Source organism: Mesonia oceanica (assembly GCF_902499555.1).
In the GTDB taxonomy this organism is placed as follows: domain Bacteria; phylum Bacteroidota; class Bacteroidia; order Flavobacteriales; family Flavobacteriaceae; genus Mesonia; species Mesonia oceanica.
Genome location: NZ_CABVMM010000012.1, coordinates 32,720 through 56,607 on the forward strand (window position 1 = coordinate 32,720; position 23,888 = coordinate 56,607).

The 23,888-nt window shown below is 34.4% G+C and carries 23 protein-coding genes and 1 riboswitch; of the genes, 13 read left to right on the forward strand and 10 right to left on the reverse strand.

Features of this window, described 5'->3' with window-relative positions:
• The first annotated feature begins 121 nt into the window (after positions 1-121).
• Entirely contained in the window at positions 122-598 is a 477-nt protein-coding gene (locus FVB9532_RS14560; RefSeq protein WP_150546035.1) for a nucleoside deaminase, read from the forward strand.
• Here FVB9532_RS14560 and FVB9532_RS14565 read toward each other — a convergent pair.
• A complete protein-coding gene (locus tag FVB9532_RS14565) occupies positions 595-1,404 on the reverse strand; it encodes a sugar phosphate isomerase/epimerase family protein (protein ID WP_150545911.1) in 810 nt (269 codons plus the stop codon). The two genes, FVB9532_RS14560 and FVB9532_RS14565, sit on opposite strands and share 4 nt — an antisense overlap.
• Positions 1,405-1,500: 96 nt before the next feature.
• On the opposite strand from FVB9532_RS14565, the gene FVB9532_RS14570 reads away from it, so the two are divergent.
• Positions 1,501-2,148 (forward strand): SanA/YdcF family protein, encoded by a 648-nt coding sequence (locus tag FVB9532_RS14570; protein WP_228482359.1) that lies wholly within the window; start codon positions 1,501-1,503, stop codon positions 2,146-2,148.
• Positions 2,149-2,253: 105 nt separating this feature from the next.
• On the opposite strand, the gene FVB9532_RS14575 is transcribed toward FVB9532_RS14570, so the two are convergent.
• The 3 genes from FVB9532_RS14575 to FVB9532_RS14585 are packed head-to-tail and all read right to left on the reverse strand — an operon-like array spanning position 2,254 to position 6,845.
• Complete coding sequence (locus FVB9532_RS14575) at positions 2,254-3,342, reverse strand: YncE family protein (protein ID WP_150545912.1); 1,089 nt, start codon at positions 3,340-3,342, stop codon at positions 2,254-2,256.
• Positions 3,343-3,363: 21 nt separating this feature from the next.
• Positions 3,364-5,016, reverse strand: a complete 1,653-nt coding sequence (locus FVB9532_RS14580; protein ID WP_150545913.1) for a BSAP5a family pore-forming toxin — start codon at positions 5,014-5,016, stop codon at positions 3,364-3,366.
• A gap of 2 nt (positions 5,017-5,018) precedes the next feature.
• Positions 5,019-6,845 (reverse strand): TonB-dependent receptor plug domain-containing protein, encoded by a 1,827-nt coding sequence (locus FVB9532_RS14585; protein ID WP_150545914.1) that lies wholly within the window; start codon positions 6,843-6,845, stop codon positions 5,019-5,021.
• 31 nt (positions 6,846-6,876) lie between these two features.
• A riboswitch (cobalamin riboswitch) is annotated at positions 6,877-7,095 on the reverse strand.
• 74 nt (positions 7,096-7,169) lie between these two features.
• Here FVB9532_RS14585 and FVB9532_RS14590 point away from each other — a divergent pair.
• The 7 genes from FVB9532_RS14590 (at position 7,170) to FVB9532_RS14620 (ending at position 13,529) form a co-directional block, all read left to right on the forward strand.
• Positions 7,170-8,312 carry an ABC transporter substrate-binding protein gene (locus FVB9532_RS14590; protein ID WP_150545915.1) on the forward strand — a complete coding sequence of 381 codons (1,143 nt, stop codon included), beginning with the start codon at positions 7,170-7,172 and terminating at the stop codon, positions 8,310-8,312.
• Positions 8,313-8,484: 172 nt separating this feature from the next.
• Positions 8,485-9,507, forward strand: coding sequence for a FecCD family ABC transporter permease (locus FVB9532_RS14595; RefSeq protein WP_150545916.1), 1,023 nt, complete (start codon positions 8,485-8,487; stop codon positions 9,505-9,507).
• A gap of 56 nt (positions 9,508-9,563) precedes the next feature.
• A complete protein-coding gene (locus FVB9532_RS14600; protein WP_150545917.1) occupies positions 9,564-10,346 on the forward strand; it encodes an ABC transporter ATP-binding protein in 783 nt (260 codons plus the stop codon).
• Between the two features lie 171 nt (positions 10,347-10,517).
• Positions 10,518-11,843 (forward strand): DNA recombination protein RmuC, encoded by a 1,326-nt coding sequence (rmuC, locus tag FVB9532_RS14605; RefSeq protein WP_150545918.1) that lies wholly within the window; start codon positions 10,518-10,520, stop codon positions 11,841-11,843.
• Positions 11,840-12,205 carry a 6-phosphogluconate dehydrogenase gene (locus FVB9532_RS14610; RefSeq protein WP_150545919.1) on the forward strand — a complete coding sequence of 122 codons (366 nt, stop codon included), beginning with the start codon at positions 11,840-11,842 and terminating at the stop codon, positions 12,203-12,205. The genes rmuC and FVB9532_RS14610 overlap by 4 nt, the downstream gene beginning before the upstream one ends.
• Before the next feature lie 311 nt (positions 12,206-12,516).
• Positions 12,517-13,068 (forward strand): acyl-CoA thioesterase, encoded by a 552-nt coding sequence (locus FVB9532_RS14615; protein ID WP_150545920.1) that lies wholly within the window; start codon positions 12,517-12,519, stop codon positions 13,066-13,068.
• A gap of 71 nt (positions 13,069-13,139) precedes the next feature.
• Positions 13,140-13,529, forward strand: a complete 390-nt coding sequence (locus tag FVB9532_RS14620; RefSeq protein WP_150545921.1) for a lipocalin family protein — start codon at positions 13,140-13,142, stop codon at positions 13,527-13,529.
• A gap of 130 nt (positions 13,530-13,659) precedes the next feature.
• Here the strand turns inward: FVB9532_RS14620 and FVB9532_RS14625 are convergent, their stop codons facing one another.
• The 3 genes from FVB9532_RS14625 to FVB9532_RS14635 are packed head-to-tail and all read right to left on the reverse strand — an operon-like array spanning position 13,660 to position 16,389.
• Positions 13,660-14,061 (reverse strand): DUF423 domain-containing protein, encoded by a 402-nt coding sequence (locus tag FVB9532_RS14625; protein WP_150545922.1) that lies wholly within the window; start codon positions 14,059-14,061, stop codon positions 13,660-13,662.
• Positions 14,062-14,066: 5 nt separating this feature from the next.
• Entirely contained in the window at positions 14,067-15,086 is a 1,020-nt protein-coding gene (locus tag FVB9532_RS14630) for a cytochrome d ubiquinol oxidase subunit II (RefSeq protein WP_150545923.1), read from the reverse strand.
• 1 nt (position 15,087) lies between these two features.
• On the reverse strand, positions 15,088-16,389 hold the full coding sequence (locus FVB9532_RS14635; RefSeq protein WP_150545924.1) for a cytochrome ubiquinol oxidase subunit I: 1,302 nt from the start codon (positions 16,387-16,389) through the stop codon (positions 15,088-15,090).
• Positions 16,390-16,592: 203 nt separating this feature from the next.
• On the opposite strand from FVB9532_RS14635, the gene FVB9532_RS14640 reads away from it, so the two are divergent.
• The 3 genes from FVB9532_RS14640 to FVB9532_RS14650 all read left to right on the forward strand — a co-directional run bounded on the left by FVB9532_RS14640 (position 16,593) and on the right by FVB9532_RS14650 (position 18,594).
• A complete protein-coding gene (locus FVB9532_RS14640; RefSeq protein WP_150545925.1) occupies positions 16,593-17,207 on the forward strand; it encodes a transcriptional regulator in 615 nt (204 codons plus the stop codon).
• Positions 17,204-17,911, forward strand: coding sequence for a DUF3307 domain-containing protein (locus FVB9532_RS14645; protein ID WP_150545926.1), 708 nt, complete (start codon positions 17,204-17,206; stop codon positions 17,909-17,911). The genes FVB9532_RS14640 and FVB9532_RS14645 overlap by 4 nt, the downstream gene beginning before the upstream one ends.
• A gap of 125 nt (positions 17,912-18,036) precedes the next feature.
• Positions 18,037-18,594, forward strand: a complete 558-nt coding sequence (locus FVB9532_RS14650; RefSeq protein ID WP_150545927.1) for a sugar O-acetyltransferase — start codon at positions 18,037-18,039, stop codon at positions 18,592-18,594.
• Here the strand turns inward: FVB9532_RS14650 and FVB9532_RS14655 are convergent, their stop codons facing one another.
• A complete protein-coding gene (locus FVB9532_RS14655; protein ID WP_150545928.1) occupies positions 18,595-18,954 on the reverse strand; it encodes a winged helix-turn-helix transcriptional regulator in 360 nt (119 codons plus the stop codon).
• A 98-nt stretch (positions 18,955-19,052) separates the two neighbouring features.
• Here FVB9532_RS14655 and FVB9532_RS14660 point away from each other — a divergent pair, with 98 nt between their 5' ends.
• Positions 19,053-19,748: a nitroreductase family protein gene (locus FVB9532_RS14660; RefSeq protein WP_150545929.1), complete on the forward strand. Its 696-nt coding sequence runs from the start codon at positions 19,053-19,055 to the stop codon at positions 19,746-19,748.
• 84 nt (positions 19,749-19,832) lie between these two features.
• Here FVB9532_RS14660 and FVB9532_RS14665 read toward each other — a convergent pair whose 3' ends face one another.
• Entirely contained in the window at positions 19,833-21,506 is a 1,674-nt protein-coding gene (locus FVB9532_RS14665) for a sulfatase family protein (RefSeq protein WP_150545930.1), read from the reverse strand.
• Between the two features lie 30 nt (positions 21,507-21,536).
• Positions 21,537-23,885 carry a beta-glucosidase gene (locus FVB9532_RS14670; protein ID WP_228482360.1) on the reverse strand — a complete coding sequence of 783 codons (2,349 nt, stop codon included), beginning with the start codon at positions 23,883-23,885 and terminating at the stop codon, positions 21,537-21,539.
• Between the last annotated feature and the right edge of the window lie 3 nt (positions 23,886-23,888).

Sequence of the window (23,888 nt, forward strand, 5' to 3'; positions counted from 1 at the left end):
AAGATATTAGTTATGTTCAAATGTAATAAATATTTTACTTAATGTAAAACAAACTTTACTTAAAGTAAATTAATATTGACTCATATTTTAATTATTTTACAGTATATTTCAACAAAAAATGATGACTGAATTAGATAAAAAATTTATGCGAAGAGCCATTGAGCTCGCTCAAGAAGGGATGAACTCAAATGCCGGGGGACCATTTGGTGCCGTAGTAGTGAGAAACGAAGAAATTATTGCTGAAGGCTATAACAAAGTAACTTCTACTAACGATCCTACAGCTCATGCCGAAGTTACCGCCATTAGGAAGGCTTGTGAAATCTTAGCTACTTTTCAATTAGAAGACTGTATTTTATATACTTCTTGCGAACCTTGCCCCATGTGTTTAGGAGCTATTTATTGGGCTAGGTTTAAAAAAGTATTTTATGCTTTGGAACAAGCTGATGCAGCCACTATAGGCTTTGATGATGAATTTATTTATCAAGAAATCGATAAAAAACCACAAGATCGAAAGATAACATTTGAACCTATCCTAAGAGAAGAAGCTTTACCTGTTTTTCAAGAATGGGATAAAAAAGAAAATAGAACAGATTATTAATTCAATTCTCTCCAAACACTTACACTTCGCTTAATTTCATTCTCAAGTTCTTCCCATTCTTTTTTATTACGCGGAGTGGTCGTTGGAGTCAAGTGAGGTAACACTATTTCAATAATTACAGGACCTTTAAAGCCTATTTCTTGCAATACTTGATATTGACTTATAAAATCTATATGACCGCTACCAATACCTCCCCTATTAGAATCTGAAATACAATAACCGGACAGTTGTGGTCCTGTTTCCCTAATAGCCCTAAGAGCATCTGTTTCTTCTATATTCATATGAAAACTATCGAGTACTATTCCAATTTCGTGATACTCTAATTTCTCAAGAAAACTCCTGCAGGATAAAGCCGTATTCATCATAGGAGATTCATATCTATTTACAGCTTTATAGACTAACTTTACCTTTTTTAATTTTGCGTAAGCATCTAGTTTTTTACAAGCATTGGTTAAAAAGCTCAACTTCTCTTTTTCAGAATTACAATTAACCATCCATTGAGGAAGCCCTTGTAACGTTACCCAAGGTGAATTTGCTTCTACTGCAAAATCAATCACCTTCGAGTAATAATCAATCGCATTTTCTAGTGTAGCTTCTTTAGCAGTGCGGGGAGAACAATAAAATGGATCTATAGCGAAAAGCTTCAATCCATATTTTTTCACCATATCATTTACCTCCTTTGGAGAATAGCTTTGTATATCTTCACAAAAACATAAGCCATCCAATCCTAAAGTTTTAACCTTCAACATTAACTGTTCAAGATCTTTTATACCTAACGTCCAAGAGGATATTCCTATTTCAAGCATTTTTATTTTAAAGTTATCAATTTTGAGTTTTCTATAAACGCTTTTTTAGTTTTTATTTAACCAATTGAGTAAGTTTAGCTTTTAAAACTATTTCATTTGAAAAAGCCTCAGAAAAAGAAAATTTTTTACAGCCTTATCCTCCTAATTTTCACAGTGATTATTGGTGTTTTAATTATTGACACCTATGTCTCTTCAAGCTCGTCAGATAAAATTTATAAAGAAACCAACAAAATTCCTCATAAGCGGGTGGGACTACTTCTAGGAACCTCAAAATTTCTAAGTAACCACCAAATCAACTTATATTATAAATATAGAATTGAGGCCGCTGCCGAACTATTTAAAGCAGGCAAAATTGAATTTATATTAATTAGTGGGGACAATGGTTCTAAAAACTATAATGAACCCAAACTAATGAAAGAAGACCTGATGAATAAAGGAATTCCAGAAGAAAAAATTTATTTAGACTATGCGGGTTTTAGAACTTTAGATTCGGTTTTAAGAGCAAAGAAAGTTTTTGGGCAAAATAGTTTCACCATCATTTCTCAAGAATTTCATAACGAAAGAGCTGTTTTTTTAGCTAAAAGTTTTCAGATAAATGCGATTGCCTTTAATGCAAAAGATGTAAGTATTAATGATGGATTAAAAACTCAATTGAGAGAAAAATTGGCACGTAGCAAAATGATTTTAGACTTAATTTTTAATGTGGAACCCAAATATTTAGGTAAAAAAATAGTGATCGAATAAAAATTTAGAGAATACTCAACCATCACATTTTCTAAAACAAAACTCCCGATGTGAACATCGGGAGCTTTTTGTGCTTATCTAAAAGCACCTATTTACTTCAATAAATTAATCATTAAAGTAAAAACCATTAGGCCCCACTCCTACGGTTATATTTTCTAACAAATTTCCTTGAAGGTCATAAACTTCCACAAAACTATCTGACATAAAATCGCCACCATCAGCTACATAAATACGATCGTCTTCCACTTCAAAACCGTACATTACGCCATAAGCAGAATTAGTAGTATACGTTAACAAAGCTTCTTCCGGAGCTTCTTCAGCATTCATACTCATCGTATAAACTGAATTGCCAACCGTAAAGTAAATTTGGTCGTCCTCAATATCTAAATTATAAGCATCTCCATCCTCATAAGCTAAAGGAATACTACTTTCTAATTCTAAGGTATTTAAATTAAATTTTTCAAGATAGCTACCACTTAAAGTATATATAAACCCATCTTCTATTTCAAAAGAATTTAAACCAAATTCTTTTGGTTCTCCGTACAAAGTCCCAGTATAGGTATAAGTTACAATAGTATTATCAACAGTATTAGTAGTTGGATTGAAAACAGCAATTTTATTCCCTGTGTCATAAGAAGCCTTTTGAATATAGAGTTTTCCATCTTTTTCTTCAATAAACTCTAAAGCTTCACCTTGAGCGCCAATAGGGATCGTTTGCTCTACTTCTAACGTTTCTAGATTGATAATGGTTAAAAAATCGTCAACACCTCCATCGTTTACATCACCTTGGTTGGTGACGTAAGCTTTTCCATTATAAATAATTCCGTAACGAGGTACTTCTAAATCACTATCTACTTTTCCTATTAATTCAAACGTATAACGATTAACCACAGTAATTAAGTTAGAACCGTTAGAGATGATATAGGCCAAATCGCCATCAAAAAAGATTGATTGCGCATAAGCTCCTATATCGTCACCATTATTTACGGCTTGATAAATAGCTTGCTCATTTGTTTGTAAATCTTCACTGATGTAAGTTATCGTTCCTGTTCCTCCTTCGTTCAGAACTAAAATTCCGTTGTCATAATTCCCAAGAGGTTCATCTATTTCTCTATTAAAATCATCATCATCGCTACAGGCGCTTAATAAAATTGAACCAATAAAGGCTCCCATTAAAAATTTGGTTAGTTTCATTTTTGTTTTCATTTAATTAATTTATAATCCTATAATTGTATAATTTGCAAGTTCTAGATAACTAACTTGAGTGGTAGGCATATTATCAACCCAATCTCTTATTCCATAAGTATCTAAGATATAATCGTCATGGATAGCATAAGCAAACTTTTTATCAGTAGATTCATACAAAAGATAGAGAATACCATTATTTGAATTATAAAATTTTTGCATATCACCCTCATTAATATCAAATATGTTATAATGATTTGTAGTACTATTTTCTAAGAATGGTCTTATTAGATTAATACCCACAACATTTAAATCATAGAAAAATGTTTTATTATCTATTAAAGTATCGAAATGATTGATAGCATCATTTAAGTCATAATTACCACTTCTAACTTGATTAATTTCTAATACTAAATTACTATTTGAAATAATTAAATTATCATTAAGTCTAGTTTTTAATACCATTACTGGTGAAACCTTATGATGGTCTATTTGTCTCCAAAATATTTGTATACTAGGAGTATGAAAAATTGAACCTCGATTCAATCTAATATTTCTTTTAAGATTATCTTCAAATATAAAATCAGATATCGGTACTAAACCTTCATCATTTATATCAATAAGTACGGCTTTATTGGGATCATTTAAAGAAGCAGCCCAACCTGATAAATTAATATTAATATCATCTATACTTTTAGGCACTGTAAAAGACCCAAAACCATAATCGCCTCCGTAAGTTTTAATTGATGAAGAAAATTGAAATATATTATTTTCCTCTGCAATAGAACTACCATTACTATTACCAAAACCAAAATCTACTGAACCTTCAATATCATCAAAGCCATATGAAGCATTGATTGAATTATCCATAGAAGATTCTTTTGTTTCTACACTTGAATTCTCATTATAAACACCTGTAAATAGGGCATTAGCTCTTCCTCCGGTTACATAATCCGTTAATACAAATTGACCATAATTTTCGATGAATTCTGTAGCTGGACTATTATATAATTCGTCAAGAAAAGAAGAATTCTGATATTGATATTTTATTTTATTTAGAGTATTACTACTTATTAATAACCTATATGAGGCATCTTTTATATTTACATTTAGCTCTCCGAAAACTCTTTTATTTTCATTAATAATTTGTGAAGAAAATGCATTAGTAAACTTATGCTTCGAACCTATGCTAAAAAGTCCTAAATTCAGAGAAAATCCACCAGATATTTTATCTGAGCCTTTACTTTTTTTATCATACCTACTAAAACTTGAAAATGAGAAACTCTTAGCCTCAAGTGTTCTCAGTGCAATTGAATTATAATAACCAGGATAATCATCAAGAAAACGTTCAATATCAACTACAGCAAATCGTACGCCGTCAGGATTGCCTATATCTGTCGTAGTTATATCGTAAGATCTACCTAAAAAATACCTTATATCTAAAGTCCCTGGAACATCAAATGTAACTATATCTGATTTTGGTACTTTATCATTTGATTTAGATAATTTCTTATTTGATAATATTATTGGTTTGTTACTTTTTCTCTTTCTTAATAATATTGTATCATTACTTAAGCTATTTTGTTGTAACTTTTCTTTAAAATTAAAATCTTCTTCTTTACTACAAGCGCTTAATAAAATTGAACCTAAAAAGGCTCCCACAATAAATTTGGTAAGTTTCATTTTTAAAAATTAAGGGTTAAATAAATAGTATAATTAGTTCCGGGCATTCGCCGGTCTTCTACATTTTGATAATCGGTATTTAAAAGGTTTCTTACTTTACTGCCAAGGATGAAATTTTTAGAGATATGATAGCCCAACCCGGCATTCCATAACCAATAAGCATCTAAATTATAACGAGCGTTATTATCGCTTCTCGTAAAAACCTCTCCATTATACAAAGCTTGGGTTTCTATAAACACCTCTTGAAATGCATAATAAACAGAACCCGTAGCTTTATGATAAGGCACATAAATCAATTGTTTTTCAGTCTTTTTATTTTTTGAAACGGTATAAGCGTTAGTCGCGTTTACAGCCAAGAGGTGTTGACCAAATTGCTTTTTAAAATTCAGTAAAAATTCTCCGCCGTAAGTTTCCACTTCATCGATGTTTCTCGGCGTCCAATACCCATCACTTCCCGGTACCCAATTAATCATATGCCGAATATCATTGTAATATCCGGTAAATGTGATTTTGAAATTATTGAATTGAAACTCATTTCCCAACTCGTATTGCATGGCTTCTTCTGCAGCTAAATCAAGGTTTCCCCCTGTTTCCCAATACAAATCGTTATAGGTAGGGATTCTAAAATTTTTAGAAATATTCAGCTTCAACCTATAAAAATCAGTAAAGCTGTAACCGGTTCCAACACTAAACAGCAACGGACTTTCATAATCGTTCGTGATCTCTTTTCTTGTAGCCAGTTCGTATGACCATTTCTCGTTAACCAGATGTTTTAACAATAAAGCTGCAGAAGAAATATTACGTTCATTCTGAGGGATACTCGAACCTTTACCATCGGTATATTCGTGGGAAAGAATCGTATTTAATTTTATTTTTTCTGAAAAATCATAGGTAAAATCATATTTACCAATTACCGTATTTGCTTCACCAAAAGTGAAAGAATCGGTTTTAATATTTGGGTAATACTTATATTCTTCATTCAAATAAGCTAAGCGAACAATTGAGCTAATTTTTCTTCCGCTTACTCCCCACTCCAACAAATTCTTTACACTAACATCTTCATACTTCGTTCTGTTTTCAGAAGGTCGTATGAGTGAAAAATGTCGCTCACTTTCAAATACTTCACTATAAAATTTTAAGGTGTTATTTTTATTAAATCGATAACCAAAAACTGCGTTTAAACTATTGTTATAAAACTCACCATTTATATTTTTCCGATCAGCATCGATATACTCAAAATCGTTATCAGACTGATTTCTGCTAAAGGATATTTTAGTACTCCAATTTTTATTGGCTGCAGTTAGCTGGTAACGAGCATCGTAAGTATTAAAACTGCCATACCCTAAATAAATACGGTTGCTAAACTCTTTTTCAAAATCTATTTCATTGGTTAAATGTACCGTACCCCCGATTGCTCCAGTGCCGTAAATCACACTACCACCACCGCCACGAACGTTTATCGCATCATAACTTCCCGTGTTAATCGTATTAAAATCGGTTTGCCCATTAAATCGCGAGTTAATATTAATTCCGTTCCATAAAACAGCGGTTTGAGAAGCATTGGTTCCTCTAAATGAAGGTGAAGCCACCATACCCAAGCCATTTTCTTTAAAATAAATAGGCGTATTAAAGTTTAAGGCTGAAATTAAGGAAGGTTTATTTTGAAGCAATAACGAATCCTGTAAACTCGTCAAAGTTTGTCCGGTTGAAAATTCTTTCAACTTAGGGGGAACCACCATGACTTCTTCCAACACAGTAATTGAATCTGTTTGGGAAAATGCCGAGCTCAACATCCCGAAAAATAAAATGTAGCGTATAAAATGTTTCATTCACCAGAGACCTTTTACCCGAAAGTCTTTAGATTTTAGTTACAAACTGGCAGGTCTCCTGGCTCGCGTCTTGTGGTCTTCCTTCCCATCTTTCGACAGTGGATTTTTGAAGTTTTACCACAAGCATCTTTTTACAGACGAAGCTTACAGTTGCGGGAACAGCTCAGGTTTTTTCGTTAAGAATCACCTGATTCCCTTTTAATGATAACTGAAATATCTTCAGCGATCAACCAATTTCGCTGCGAAAATAAACATTTCTTCAGCATTTTCTAACTTAAATTGAAATAATCTTACTTTTGCAGGCGAAAACCAATTTTTATACTAATGAAAAAAATAGCCTTTATTTTTGCATTAATTTTACTGTGGAATTGTAAAGAACAACCCAAAAATAATTCAACTGAAACGCAAATTGCTCCCCAAGCTGAAAAAGTTGAAATTTCTTATGCTGAAGGATTTAGTATTACCAACTACGACGATTTTAAAATCATAACCGTTAATTCTCCTTGGCCAAATGCTGAAAAAGAATTCACTTATGTTTTAGCTGAAAAAAATATACAACTTCCAGATACATTACAGTTCGATCAAAAAGTAATCGTTCCTATTCAACATATTGTAGTGACCTCTACTACGCATATTCCGTCATTAGAGAGTTTAGGACAAGAACATACGCTGATTGGTTTTCCGCATCTCGACTATATTTCTTCTGAAAAAACTAGAAATCTAATTAAAGAAGGAAAGATTGAGGAAATTGGCGAAAATGAACATATCAATACCGAAGTTCTTTTAAATCTTCATCCGGATGTAGTGATTGGTTTTGCAGTAGAAGGCGGCAACAAAACTTTTGAAACCGTTAAAAAAAGTGGAATCCCGGTAGTTTACAATGGTGATTGGACAGAAACCGATCCTCTTGGAAAAGCGGAATGGATTAAATTTTTTGGTGCTTTTTATCATCAAGAAGAAAAAGCCGAACAAATTTTTAATGAAATTGAAGAAGCTTATCTCTCCGCAAAAAAATTAGTTCAACATGTCAAGAAACAACCTACTGTTTTAGCCGGATCGATGTATAAAGATATTTGGTATTTACCTTATGGAAATTCTTGGCAAGCCCAATTTATAAAAGAAGCCAAAGCCCATTACCTGTATGCCGAAACTACCGGAAATGGAAGTATTTCTGCCGCTTTTGAAAGCGTGCTCGATAAAGCTCAAAATGCAGATTATTGGATAGCACCGGGAAGCTTTACGAGCTACGAACAAATGCTAAATGCCTCTGAACATTACCAAGAGTTTAAAGCCTTTCAAGAGAAAAAAATCTATAGTTTTGCTGGCATTCGAGGAGAAACCGGTGGGGTTTTGTATTACGAATTAGCTCCGCAACGGCCTGATTTAGTACTCAAAGATCTTATCAAAATTTTTCACCCTGAACTGCTAACCGATTACAAAACCACTTTTTTTAAAGCCTTGGAGTAGAAAGATGTAAGTCGTCACCCTGAACCTGCCCGTCCGGCAGGCGGGCTTGATTCAGGGTCTCATTATTCATTTTTTTAAAACAGGATGGGATTCTGGATCAAGTCCAGAATGACGCTAGTCAAAATTAATACGGTTTATAAATAATAATATCTAAAATATTTACCTTCGTTACATGCAAAAAACACGGCTTTATCTTTTATTAGGTTTCCTCTTACTTCTTATGTTACTTTTGGTAAATATAAGTTTAGGTTCGGTAGCTATTCCTTTAAAAGATATATTGGGTAGTTTTTTTAATACGGAAGTCGAAAAAGAAACTTGGCGCTATATTATTCTTGATTATCGACTCCCTAAAGCGATTACCGCTGTTTTAGTAGGTTCCGGTTTAGCTCTTAGTGGTCTTTTAATGCAAACATTATTTCGTAATCCTTTAGCAGGCCCTTATGTACTAGGTTTAAGTAGTGGCGCAAGTTTAGGCGTGGCGATGGTGATTTTAGGCGGAGCGGTTTTTGGCGGAGTTTTTTCTACTTTATTTCTCTCTAAATGGACATTAGTCATTGCCGCGAGTTTAGGAAGCGTTTTGGTGCTGTTGGCTGTTTTGGCGACTTCATTTCGGGTAAAAGACACGATGGCATTGTTAATTATCGGTTTGATGTTTGCCAGTTTAACTTCAGCAGTGGTAAGCGTCCTTTCTTATTTTAGTCCGTCAGAATCTTTGCAAAAATATATCTTTTGGTCGTTTGGCAGTTTAGGAAACCTTGCTTGGCAAGAAGTTTTTATCCTAGCTCTTTTTTGGTTGGTTGGAGTGACGATTTCTATTTTCTGTATCAAGAATTTAAATGCGCTTTTACTAGGTGAAAAATATGCCAAAAGTTTAGGAACCAACTTAAAACAAAATCGAATTTTAGTCATTCTTGCTACCGGACTTCTAGCAGGAAGCATCACGGCTTTTGCCGGACCTATTGCGTTTATTGGTTTAGCAGTTCCGCATTTGGTACGGCAAGTAATTACCAAGAGTAACCACTTGGTTTTATTTCCGGCGGTGGCGTTGGGCGGAGCTATTTTAATGCTTATTTGCGACAGTATTGCTCAGCTTCCGGGAAGTAACCTTACTTTACCCATTAACGCCATTACTTCACTAATTGGTGCTCCTGTGGTCATTTGGTTATTGGTGAGAAAAAAGAAATTGTATTTTTAAACTTTCCGCCTGTGACATCTTTCCTTAAAAGGAAAGGAACTTTTTAAAGCTTTTATATGAAACAAAAAACGGAAACACCCCCTATTCTTCAAGCAAAAGAACTTAGCATTGGCTATTCCGATAAAGTGGTTGTGGAAGGGATATCAGTTGAAATTCATGCGGCAGAATTGGTAGCAGTCATCGGAATCAACGGATCAGGAAAATCGACACTTCTAAAAACCTTGACCGGTAATTTAAATCCGCTAGCAGGAAAGGTTTTCATTCAGCAGAAAAATTTAGAAGCTATTTCAGTTCAAGAACTTTCTGAACTCATTAGTATTGTACTTACAGAGACGCATTTCTCCCAAAATCTTTCGGTAGAAGAATTGGTAGCTTTAGGCAGACAACCTTACACCAATTGGTTGGGACAACTTTCTAAGGAAGACCAAAAAGCTGTTCAACAGGCTTTACAACTTCTAGAATTAACGGATAAATCACAACGAAATTGCGGAAGTTTAAGCGACGGACAGTTACAAAAAGTATTTTTAGCTAGGGCAATTGCACAAGAAACACCGCTTATATTTTTAGATGAACCCACCACCCATTTAGATTTATACCATAAAATTTTTGTGCTTCAACTCTTAAAAAAACTCACCCGAAAAACACAAAAAGCCATTGTTTTTGCCACCCACGAAATTAATTTAGCCTTACAATTATGCGATCAAATTATTTTGGTAAGTAACGGAAAAGTGACTCAAAAAACCCCTGAAGAATTAATTGAAAGCCACCTACTTCAAGAACTCTTTCCTAAAGATTTGGTCGAGTTTGATCCGTTAAGTAAGAGTTTTAGAGTTTTGTAAACCTTAATTATAATTAACGTCATGCTGAACTTGTTTTAGCATCACATTCTACTGAAAGTAAAACAGTGAGATTCCGTGTCAAGCACGGAATAACGCAAAGCTTTTTAGTTCCCTCCAAACAAATCTCTCCCATTCTGAAGTAATTTTATGTACATTTGAAAAAAGGCTTTTATGACAGCGTATATCATTTTTGGAGTCATTGCAGTGGTCATGCTTTTCATAGGAATTTTCATTGGAAAAAGCCTGGGAAAATTGAAACAACAATCTGTTGAAAAAAGCTTGGAAAGTGAAGTTTCCGGTTATCGACTTCAATTAGAAACTTCAGAAAAAAATCTACAAGAATTAAAAAATGAACGGGAAAGTTTACGCAGTGAAAAAGACTTTTTTAAAGATGAACTCACCCGTAAAAATGTAGAGTTTGATAACCTCCAGCAGCGAAATAAAGAACAAAAGCTAGAAGTTGAACAACTACAAGAAAAGTTTCAGAAAGAATTTGAAAATTTAGCCCATAAAATATTCGATCAAAATTCGGAGAAATTCACCCATCAAAACAAAGAGAATATCCAGCATATTTTGAATCCGCTTCAAGAGAAAATCAAGGTTTTTGAAGAAAAAGTAGAGAAAAACAGCTTGAACTCGGTAAAAATCAACGCAGAATTAAGCAAACAGTTACAATTTTTAAATGAACAAAATTTAAAGATCAGTGAGGAAGCTACCAACCTTACCAAGGCTCTAAAAGGCGATACCAAAATGCAAGGAAACTGGGGAGAAATGGTTTTGGAGCGCGTTTTAGAACGTAGTGGTTTACAAAAAAACAGTGAATATTTTGTACAGCAAAACTTTAGAACTGAAGAAGGAAAACGCGTCATGCCCGATGTGATTATAGAACTTCCCGGCGATAAGAAAATGATTATTGACTCTAAAGTTTCACTAAACGCTTATGAACGCTATGTAAATGAAACGGAAGAGAAGCAAAAACCAATTCATCTTAAAAATCATTTAATTGCTGTAAAAAATCATGTAGAAGAGCTAAGTAAAAAGAATTACCATCAATTGTATGATATGGAAAGTCCGGACTTTGTACTGTTATTTATCCCAATAGAAGCGGCATTTGCAGTTGCTTCTAACGAATATCCTCAACTTTACGGTGATGCTTTCGATAAAAATATTATTTTGGTAACGCCTACTACTTTATTGGCGGTTTTAAAAACTATTGATAGTATGTGGCAAAATGAAAAGCAAAAACAAAACGCTATTGAAATCGCCACACAGGCCGGAGCATTATACGATTCGTTTGTAAATTTAACGGACGAACTGAAGAAAGTAGGCAACCAAATTGGGACAGTACAAAATAGCTACGACAAAGCGATGAAAAAACTTACCGGTAAAGGTAATTTAGTAAAACGTGTAGAAAAATTAAAACAACTTGGCGCAAAAGCCAGCAAACAAATAGACCCAAAATTAATCAATCAATCCATTAACGAACTTGACTCATGAAAAAAATATTAGCTTATGTTTTATTGGGAATTGCCGTAATCGCCGTGGCATATTATGCTTTTCTCTATTTTGTACCTTACAGTGAAGGAACTCGTGCCGGCGAATTAATTAAGTTTAGTAATCGTGGAGCTATTGTAAAAACTTGGGAAGGACAAATAAGTCAAGGAATTAGTGGTGCTCAAATTTTTAGTTTCTCTGTTTTAGATAAAGATGATGATGTCATCGAAAAGCTAAAAGAATACCAAGGAGAATATGTAAAACTTACCTATATAGAACGCTTTGGCACTTTTATTTTTTGGGGAGACACCAAATATTTTGTAACCGATGTAGAACTTTCCCAATCGCCACATTTTAGGAGGTAAAAAGTTTGTGAGTTGTGATTTTTTGAGTCGTTAGTAAATAAACTTATCGTTTGAAGATAAAACGTTATCATTAAAGTATTTGATGAAGAAGGGTATGACAAAATAAAATCTTGATCATACAATTTTAATTTTCTATCTAGATTTCTATTGTTTCAGCTTTCAAACTTCTATTTTTACGTTACGCAAGGGATTGCAGCGGCATCGTTTTTTTGCTTTCGTAAATGGCAAAAAAAGACCCGCCTACCAGCGAACAGGTATAGCAAAAAGCCCGGTCCGCTAGAATTGCACCAAAAACCTACTAAACCTATTTTATGAGTAAAGAATTTAAACACGTTTCTGAATCTGAAGTAACTATTTCTGAATTGATGCTTCCCTCCCATTCTAATTTTAATGGAAAAATTCACGGAGGTTATATTTTATCGTTATTAGACCAAATTGCATTTGCTTGTGCTTCTAAACATAGCGGACAATACTGTGTAACGGCTAGTGTCGATACCGTAGATTTTTTAAGACCTATTGAAATTGGTGAATTGGTGACGATGAAAGCTTCTGTAAATTATGTGGGAACCAGCTCCATGGTCATCGGGATTCGCGTGGAAGCTGAAAATATTCAAACCGGTGAAAGCAAGCATTGCAATTCTTCTTACATTACAATGGTGGCTAAAGATAAAAACGGAAAAGGCACGAAAGTTCCCGGCCTTATTTTATCTAGACGTAAAAGTGTGCTCCGCTTCCTAAAAAGTATGAAACGTACGCAGTTGAAACGTAAAAGAGATGAAGAATTTCATCATATTGACTTCGATTCTGCTGAATTTCAAAAAGAATTAGAAAAATATCGTGTACAGGTAGAATTAAATGATTAAAAAAGTTAAATCTCTGTAAAATCAAGGGTTTAAAAAATATTAAAATCGTTTTTTTATCTAAAATTATATTTATGAAAAGAAAACTTTTACTTTTAGTAGGCATTATTTCATTAGCGAGTTGTTCGCCCAATATTGTTAATACATGGAATATTGATAAATATGAAGTAATTAACGATAAAGGTCAGAATACTACTTCACAAAATATTGGTACCATCACTTTTAAGAAAAACGGAAAGGGAATGAAAGATATTAACTATAATGTTTTTCAGAACGATTATACCGACCAGTCTGAATTCAGGTATGAATTACATAATGATTATATCATCATTAAAAATACTGACAAAAAGGATGAATCTGCACTTAACAAAACTTGGATTATTGTGAGTGATAAATCTAAAAATCAAGTATGGAAATCTACTGATGGTAACGAAAGTGTTCAAGTATTGGAATTAAGTAGGTAGTAAAAAAACACTAATAAAAAAGCTCCTTAGATTTACTTTTAAGGAGCTTTTTTATGTTGTAGATTTCAGGTCGCACCATTGTACCTGCTTTTGCTTTAAGGAATAGTATAAAAAATAGCTAGATGATTCCTTACGTTCCTAAATAAAAGCCATAATCTAGGAAAACCACTAACATTAAGATCCACCCAATGATTAGTGAAAGTCCTCCAAGCGGAGTTATTGGCCCAAGAATTTTTATTTTCTTACCCCTACTGGAAGAGATACATAATCCATAAATACTGAAGGAAAATAAAATTACCCCCACAATGATAAAGAAAACCATCCACTGCTCTAGAATATTTACCAACGGAAAATTAAGACCTATGATCAATAATAAAATGGCGTGATACATTTGGTACTTTACTCCAGTTTCAAAACTGGATAATTGGTCTTCTGTAAATTTCTTCTTTAATGCGTGTGCTCCAAAAGCACCTAAAACAATAGCTAATATTCCGAAAACCGCTGCGGCAATTAAAGTGATTTCTTTTACCATATATATTATTTAAATAATTTAATTAGTTGAAAAGACTTCATTAAATGATAAAGTCCCGGTAAAATAATAGCTCCCCCAATAAGCAATGCAATTCCTAAAAATTGAATAACACTATCGGGAGCCACCCCTTCTAAAATACTTATTTCTTTAGTTGAAGTGATAATAACATCAGGAAAATGTGCCAACATCGCCGCAGAAACCACTAAAAAAACTTGTACGCCTGCCAAAATTCTGGCCCAAGCTTTTCTTTTTTGTTTAATCATTTCCCACAATGGAATTAAAACAATTCCCGAAATAACTACCGCAATAATCGAATACTTATTTTCAATAAAATCAATAACAAATGCTATTTCATTGAAATAACCATAAACTAGGATAACAAAACCAATAAGCACTAAAGCTATTGTTGAATAACTAGCCTTTTTTCGATATAAATTTAATTCATTTTCGTCTGAAGCTTCTCCAATCAAAAAGTTAGCAGCAATAAATGCACAAAGTGTGATGTAAAAAAGACCTATTAATAAGGAAAATATATTGAACCAACCATCTATATATATTTCTTTAAAACTTAAGTTAGGGTTTTCTGAGAATAGATTGATGTGTCCACCTATTAATCCTCCGAAAATAATTCCTAAAAATAATGGACTCAATATACTTCCTAATTTAAAAAGTGCATTATAAGAACCTTGTGATCGCCCTTTTACGGCATCGTAATGCCTAAAAATAAAAGCCAAACCACGAATGGTAATCCCTAATAACATTAAGGTAATTGGGATATGTAAATAGACCACAAAAATGTTGAAATACTGCGGAAAACCAATCCATAAGATCACTATAAGAATAATAATCCAAATGTGATTAGCTTCCCAAATAGGTCCCATCACTCGATAAATGGTTTTTTTGGTTTTCTCTTGATTTTTAGGTGAAGAAAACAGCTCGATGATTCCACCTCCAAAATCTGCTCCTGCCAATAATACATACAGAAACAACGAGAAAAACAAAAAGAATAAAACTACGGTTAACATATTAAGCTTCGTTTTGGTTCAACACTTTAATTTGCCTTGCTAACAACCAACTTACGACGCAAGTAAGTACAATGTAAATGGCGGTATAAGTAATTAGACTATAGAAAATTCCCGGCATAGGGGTCACAGCATCTTTGGTTTTCATCACTTGATAAATAATCCACGGTTGCCTTCCGACTTCAGTAACAATCCAACCCGTTTCTAAAGCAATAAACCCTAGTGGAGCCATTAAAGTGAATAACAACCAAAATTTTCGATGGTTTTGCCAGTGTTTCCATTTTAAACTTAAGAGGTAAAACAAACCGACAATAGCTAACAAAACCCCGATACCCACCATAATTTGGAATGAATAATGAACGATCGCTACAGGGGGTTGTTCATCTTTAGGAAAATCGTTCAATCCTTTTACTTCCGCATCAAAATCGCCAAAGGCTAAGAAAGAAAGTGCTTTTGGGATTTCAATTTTGTAGGTTACTTCTTGATTTTTTTCATCTACAATTCCTCCAATATAAAGCGGAGCACCTTTTTCTGTTTCATAATGTGCTTCTAAAGCGGCGAGTTTAGCGGGCTGACGCTTTGCAATATCTTTAGCTGAGATATCTCCACTAATGGGTTGTAATAAAGCGGCTATAGCCGCGAAAATAATAGCGATTCGAAAAGCTTTTTTATGCAGTTCTATATTTCGTCCTTTATAGATTTGGTATGCATGAATTCCTGCAACTGCAAAACCGGTAGCAACAAATGCTGCCAACGTCATATGCAAAGCTTGCGTAAACCAAGCAGCATTCAACATCGCTTCTATGGGGTTGATATCTGAAAACACGCCATTTTCATAGGTAAACCCAGAAGGAGCATTCATCCAACCATTGGCAGCAACTACTAAAATACCAGACATTACACCGGAAATCCCTATAATTACTCCGGTAAACCAATGAAATTTTTCCGGCAATTTTTTCCATCCGTACAAATAAAAACCGAGGGCTATAGCTTCTACAAAAAAAGCAGCACCCTCTAAGGAAAATGGCATCCCAATAATAGGCCCGGCATGTTTCATAAACTCTGGCCAAAGTAAACCTAGTTCAAAGGATAGTGCCGTTCCTGAAACGGCTCCTGTTACAAAGAAAATGGCTACTCCACGCTGCCAAGCTTTAGTAAGTTTTAAGTAAATTTCTTTTCGGGTTTTTAACCATTTATAATGAGAAATCACCATAAAAAAAGGCATCACCATACCAATACATGCAAATACGATGTGGAAAATGAGTGTGATTGCCATTTGAAGTCTTGCGGCCTCTAGATTTTCCATAGAAAAAGCGAAGTTTTGTTCTCTTACAAATTTACTTCATCTCACTTTAAAATCACGTGACTTTGGTTACATAGTTTTAAGGTTTAACAATTAAATTTTAAATTCTTTTTTGGAATTAATATCGACTTTTAGAATGATAATTAAAATTATCAACTTTTAAAACGATATTTGCATTTATCGTCTATTTAAACGATATTTGAATTATGACTAGTATAATTACAGGAGATATAATCAATTCACAATCGGTTAAACTCCCCAAAGACTATTTGGAGAAAATTCGATCTGCACTTCAAAGTCTAGGAGAAGAGCAATTAGATTGGGAGATATTTAGAGGTGATAGTTTTCAGATAGAAATTAAAGATCCACTACAGGTTTTTTGGCAATGCATTTATATAAAAGCTTGTTTAAAAACGATGAAAGAACTCGACGCAAGAATGGCGATTGGGATTGGCGAAAAATCGTATGAAGCCAAAACCATTTCTGAAGCTAATGGAAGTGCTTTCATACGTTCCGGAGAAGTTTTTGAAAAGCTAAAACGCGAAAAAACCAATTTGCTTATCAATACCGGAAACTCAACATTAGATGAAGAATTAAATGTTTATTTTCAATTAACTTTAATTGCGATGGATCATTGGACACCTAATTCCGCAGAAATCGTTAAATTGAGTCTAGAAAATCCCGAGATGAATCAGCAACAACTGGGAGAATTGATTGGTATTAAACAAAACACAGTAAGTGAACGTCAAAAACGAGCAAGCTTAAGTCAGTTAGCCGAGTTCAACAAAATTTTTCAACAGAAAATAAATTCGATTTTATGATTTTATTGCTCAAACTCATTTTAGCACATTTGGTGGGCGATTTTCTGCTTCAGCCTTACGCTTGGGTAAAAGAAAAAGAGAGCAAGAAATTAGCTTCCAATAAACTATACTTTCATATAGGCATTCATTTACTGCTAAACTTTCTCTTTCTGTGGAACTTAAAATTATGGTACATTCCATTAATTATTGCCGTAACCCATCTAGCGATCGATGCTTGGAAACTCAGTTTTCAGAATGAAAATAACCGACGTTTACTCTTTTTTCTTGACCAACTCTTTCATTTTTTAGTAATTTTCGGGCTTTACTTTTTAGTCGAGCGAGAAAGTATTCATTTTACAATTTCTCCTGTGCTCCTGTGTTACCTCACCGGTGCCTTTTTCTTGACCAATCCAGCATCGATAATGATTAAAACTTTGATTTCGATCTACAAACCTAACACTGAAATAGAAAAGGATGAATCACTCGAAAACGCCGGAAAGTACATTGGTATTTTAGAGCGCTTGCTCGTATTTTTATTTATTGCGACTCAGCATTGGGAAGGCGTTGGTTTTTTAATTGCTGCCAAGTCTATTTTTAGGTTTAGCGACCTTACCGAATCGAAAGACCGCAAGCTTACCGAGTACATTCTCATTGGGACTTTACTTAGTTTTGGACTCGCCATCGTGATTGCACTTTTATCTAATTATGTAGTAACTGTTATATAATATTTGGGCGTTTCCCTATCGGGTCAGGCCATCGGCAGTCGCTTTTTTAAATTCCTGCATAGGCAGGAATTTAAAAAGAGCTCCAACAAAGCCTCTGTCCCTAACGCAAAAATTTCAACTAAAAAATGAAAACAGAAAAAGAAAAAATGCTCGCTGGAGAATATTTCAATCCCTTTGATAAAGAATTAAGTAAAGAACGTTTAGAAGCTAGAAAATTATTGCATCAACTCAATCATAATGCTCCCGAAAATCTTCAGCAGCAAAAACAGATCATCAGAAAATTATTGCTCAATTCCAGTAAAGCTACTTTTATTCAACCTCCGTTTTACTGCGATTATGGTTATAACATTAAAGCAGGCAAAGGTGTATTTTTTAACTTTAACTGTACGCTATTAGACTTAGCTAACATAGAAATTGGTGATAAAACAATGATTGGGCCCAACGTGCAAATTTACACGGCAGTACATCCTACCAATGCCGATGAACGCGCTACTCTTGTAGAAAAAGGCCAACCCGTTATTATCGGTAAAAATGTTTGGATTGGTGGCAATGCAACGATTTGCCCCGGTGTTACCATTGGAGATAAAAGTATTATTGGCGCCGGCAGTGTAGTGACCAAAGACATTCCTGCCAATGTGATGGCAGCAGGAAATCCATGTAAAGTGATTAAAGAATTAGAATAATTAAAACTCTTTAATTATTTCTTCCCGATGTTTTATACCCCAATCGGCAATAGCATCGGTGAGTTGTTTTAAAGACTTTCCATAGTCAGAAATTTCATAGCTAACAATTACCGGTTTAGCATCTATTACTCTTCTATGAATAAGGTTATTCATTTCTAAATCTTTTAATTCTCGACTCAGCATTTTACCTGAAATTCCTTGAACCTCGCGTAATAATTCTGAATAACGCAAGGGTTGAAAAAACAAACAAGCAATAATCGAAATTTTCCATTTTCCGCTCAAAACATCCATCGTGTCGTGAATAGCCCTAATTTTTTGTGAACAAGTGATTAAAGGTGAAGTTTTTTCTACGATCTCCATGAGTTAAAGTGGTTACCCAAATGTTACTATTACTTTTTGTCACAAAGTTACTTAACTAAAGTGTAACTAATTAACTTTGTATAAAAATTTTGAAAATTATGAGTTTACTTAATGATTTACAGTGGCGATATGCTACCAAAAAAATGAATGGTCAAAAAGTACCACAAGATAAATTAGATTATATTTTAGAAGCGGCTCGTTTATCGCCATCTTCTTCGGGTTTACAACCTTATAAAATTATCGTTATTTCTGATGAAGCCTTATTAGAAAAAATAAAAAACATTGCTTGGAACCAAAACCAAATTATCGATTGTTCCCATCTTTTGGTTTTTGCCGCATGGGATAAATATACCGAAGAACGTATCACCGAAGTATTTAATTATACTTTAGATGAGCGCGGTTTACCTCACGATACGATGGATGATTATAAAAACAATCTTTGGGGTATGTACGCCCAACTAGGTGAAGATTGGCACGCACATCATGCTTCAAAGCAAAGTTATATTGCGTTTGCGATGGCAATTGCAGCAGCGGCGGAACAAAAAGTTGATGCTACACCGATGGAAGGTTTTTTACCAGAAAAATTAGATGAGTTATTACAACTAAAAGGATCCGGCTATAAAAGTACTTTATTATTGCCTTTAGGCTACCGCGAAAATGAGAACGATTGGTTGGTGAATATGAAAAAAGTACGCACGCCAAAAGAAGATTTTATTACAGAAATGACGATTAATGATGCTGCAAATATAGAAATTGAAGCAATGGAAAAAAGCATTGGTAATCCTAAAAACTAATAGTAGAGCTATTTCTTAGGAAAGCATAAAAAATCCGTCTCACTTTATGAATGAGACGGATTTTTTATTGAAAAGTGCTAAGTTCTATTTCTTATTTTTTGAATATCGCTGAAATAATCTCTGTCTTTCTTCAGGGGATAATTTCCAATATTCAATTAGAGGATTTTTTTTCACCTTTTCATTATATTCTTCGATAAACTTTTGGTTTAAGCTATCGTTGTCTTCATACTTTACGCGTAATTCTTCGAGCTTTTTATGAAGTTCTTTTTGAACTTCTGCATATTCAGAATCACCATAAACATTATTCATCTCACTAGGATCTTTCTCCAGATCATACAGTTCCCAAACATCCATATCATAATAAAAATGAATTAATTTGTACTTATCTGTAGTAATTCCATAATGACGTCTTACATCGTGTTCAGAAGGATGCTCGTAATAGTGATAATAATGTGCATCTCTCCAGTCTTCAGGAGTATTCCCTTCTAAAACAGGTACTAAACTTCTTCCTTGCATATCATCAGGAATATTTGTTTCCGCTAAATCCAGAAAAGTTTCGGCAAAATCAAGATTCGAAACCAGATCGTTATTTTCTGTTCCTGCTTTTATTACTCCAGGCCATTTAACCAATAATGGAGTTCTTAATGATTCTTTATACATCCATCGTTTATCAAACCAGCCATGTTCTCCTAGATAAAATCCTTGATCTGAAGTGTAAATCACAATCGTATTTTCATCTAAACCAGCTTCTTTTAAGTAATCTAAAACATGACCAACACTTTTATCTACACCGGCTACAGATGCTAAGTAATCTCGCATATAACGCTGATATTTATATCGGGTGAGCTCATCTCCTTTAAGGTTTGCTTTCTTAAACTCTTCGTTAATAGGACCATATATTGAATCCCACATTTTTTGCTGAGCTTTGTTAAAACCAGCTTGTGGCTTATCGGTTATTTTAATATCCTGCCCCATTTTCATCGCATCAGCGATAGACATATAATTTAAAGATGCTACTTTTCTATTGCCTGAGTAATCATCAAACAAGGTTTCCGGCTCAGGAATTTCTACACCTTCGTACATCCCCAATTCTTCTGGACCAGGTTGCCAAGGTCTGTGCGGAGATTTATGCCCCAAGAACAGCATAAAAGGTTGGTCATCCAATTTTACGGAATCTATCCAGCTAATAGCTTTTTCAGTGATAATATCTGTAGCATAGCCTTCTAATTGGTATTGCCCTTCTTTATTTACAAAAAGGGGATTATAGTAAGAACCTTGCCCGGGTAAAATATCGATATAATCAAAACCTTTGGTTGGGGTTTTACCTAAATGTAGTTTACCTAAAACCCCAGTTTTATAGCCAGCTTCCTGCAACAACTCTCCAAAAGTTTGTTGAGTAAAGTCAAATTTACTACCTATCGTATTATCCACAAACCCATTTTCGTGACCGTATTTTCCAGTCATTATAGTGGCTCTTGAAGGTCCGCAAATGGAATTTGTGACCAAGGCGTGATTAAACAACATCCCATCATCAGCTATTCTATCGATATTAGGTGTGGGTGCTACTTCTGCCAATCTTCCGCCATATGCACTAATGGCCTGATAAGCGTGATCATCACTAATAATGAAGACAATATTGGGTCTTTTTTTTGTTTCTTTTTGTTGAATTTCCTGCTGACTTTCTTCTTTGTTCTCTTTACAAGAAGCAACCGCTAGAAAAATTGCAATTACATAAAAAACATTTTTTATGAGTTTCATAAATAATTTTATTTAAATGAATAACTTATCTTAATTCTTCAGAGTTTCCATATCTACATCAAGATCAAAAGTGTTATTTACTTTCTCTACGGTGATGTCGTTAGCTAAATTGAAATTTTCAGCAGTTTTAATGTCTAAAGAAGAGGCACCAATTTTTACGGTATAGGTTCCTTTTTCAGCAATCCAGGCACTTTTAGCATCTACAAAAGAAGCTAAATCTTTTGCCTTTAAAGTGAATGTTAACTTCTGAGATTTTCCGGGTTGGAGCAATTTAGTTTTTCCAAAAGCTCGTAATTCTTCTGAAGGTTTATCAAGCATTTTTGAAGGCGCAGAAACATATACCTGAACTACTTCTTTCCCGGCAACATTTCCCGTATTGGTAACTTTTACTGAAACTTTGATCTCATCTTTAAAATTGTTACTGCTGAATGCTATATCTGAATACTCGAACGTGGTATACGACTCACCAAAACCAAATTCATAAGAGGGTTTTACATTAAAAGTATTGAAATAACGATAGCCTACGTAAATACCTTCTTTGTAAAACACCTCTTTAGGATCGTTAGCAGGAACTCCTGGGAAGTTAGCTGCAGAAGGCTCGTTGTTATAATCCATTGGAAAAGTCATTGTTAATTTTCCGGAAGGATTTTTAACTCCAGAAATTACATCGGCAACAGAATTTCCTCCTTCTTGCCCAGGTTGCCAAGCTAATAAAACGGCATCAACTTTATCTTTCCAGCTGGCGGTTTCAATAACGCCACCAATATTTAAAATCACAATCACTTTTTTACCTTCAGCATGAAAGGCATCACTAACGGTATTGATCATTTTTATTTCATCCTGACCTAAATAGAAATCATTGTTTATTTTTCTATCGTGTTGTTCACCGGCATTTCTACCTATGGTAATTACGGCAACTTCAGAAGATGCTGCTTTTTCAGTTACCATTTCTTTTGCCAGCGGCATCTCTGGAATACGTTGTACAGCGGCCAATAAACCTTCTGCTGCACGACGTTTCATTTCCTTTTCGGTAGCTGCCTTTACAAAAGGAACGTAGGTTTTTTCTAAATCCTGATCGATGCTATACCCAGCATTTTTTAATCCTTCCAATAACGAAACGGTATAGGCTTCATTTACATCACCACTTCCTGTTCCTCCGGCAATAAAATCATAAGAAGTATTTCCAAAAAGAGCAACGGTACCTGATTTATTGGTATAAGGCAAAGTTTTTTCTTCATTTTTCAACAACACCATTCCTTCAGTAGCGGCATTACGCGTTACTTCAGCGTGTGCTTTTAAGTCTGGATTATCGCTATACTTATAGTTTTCTACCGTTGGCGTTTTTAAAATATAATTTAAAATATGACGCAGGTTTCTATCTATAGCCGCCTCATCTACCTTACCTTCTTTAATAGCTTTTAGTAAAGCCTCTTTTTGGGCTTTTGTTCCCGGCATCAATAAATCGTTACCGGCTTCCATTTGCGCTATAACATCACTTACACTACCTTTCTCATTAATAGCAGCGAAACCCGGATACCCGCCAAACCAATCGGTCATCACCATTCCTTTATAGCCCCACTCATCTCTTAACACCTTGATTAACAAATCTTCATTAGCGGAAGCATACGTCCCTTCAATTTTATTATAAGCAGTCATCACTGTCCACGGATTGGCTTCTTTTATGGCAATTTCGAAACCACGTAAGTAAATTTCCCGCATCGCACGCTCGCTAATATGGGCGTTAACCGATAAACGATTAGTTTCTTGATTATTTGCTGCAAAATGTTTTACGGAAGTACCTACATCGTGTGACTGGATTCCTTTGATATAAGCAGAAGCTATTTTACCGGAAACTAGAGGATCTTCAGAATAATATTCAAAGTTTCTTCCGTTTAATGGATTTCTATGAATGTTTAACGCAGGAGCCAATAATACATCTACACCATACTCTTTTACTTCTTCTCCCATCGCTTTTCCCACTTCTTCAATTAAATCGGTATTCCAAGAAGAGGCTAACGCAGTTCCTACAGGAAATGCAGTGGCATAATAGGTATTAGGATTGTTTTGTCTTTTTGGCTGAATTCTTAGTCCGGCAGGACCATCCGCAAAAACGGTCTTAGGAATCCCTAAACGCTTCACTTCTTCATTTCCTCCGGCTTGCCCTAAAACACGTACATCAGGCTCTCCCTCTAAAGGGACCAAACCTGCATAGCCAGGCATCCCGGGCCCCACTAATAATTCTACCTTTTCTTCCGGCGTCATTGCCTGGATTACTTCGTCTACAGAAGCTTTTCCTAACTGAGGCGCTTTTTGAGCATTTGCCAGCTGTAAAGAGCCTAATACTACAAAAGCTAAAAGCTTTAGTTTGTTCATTTTCATATA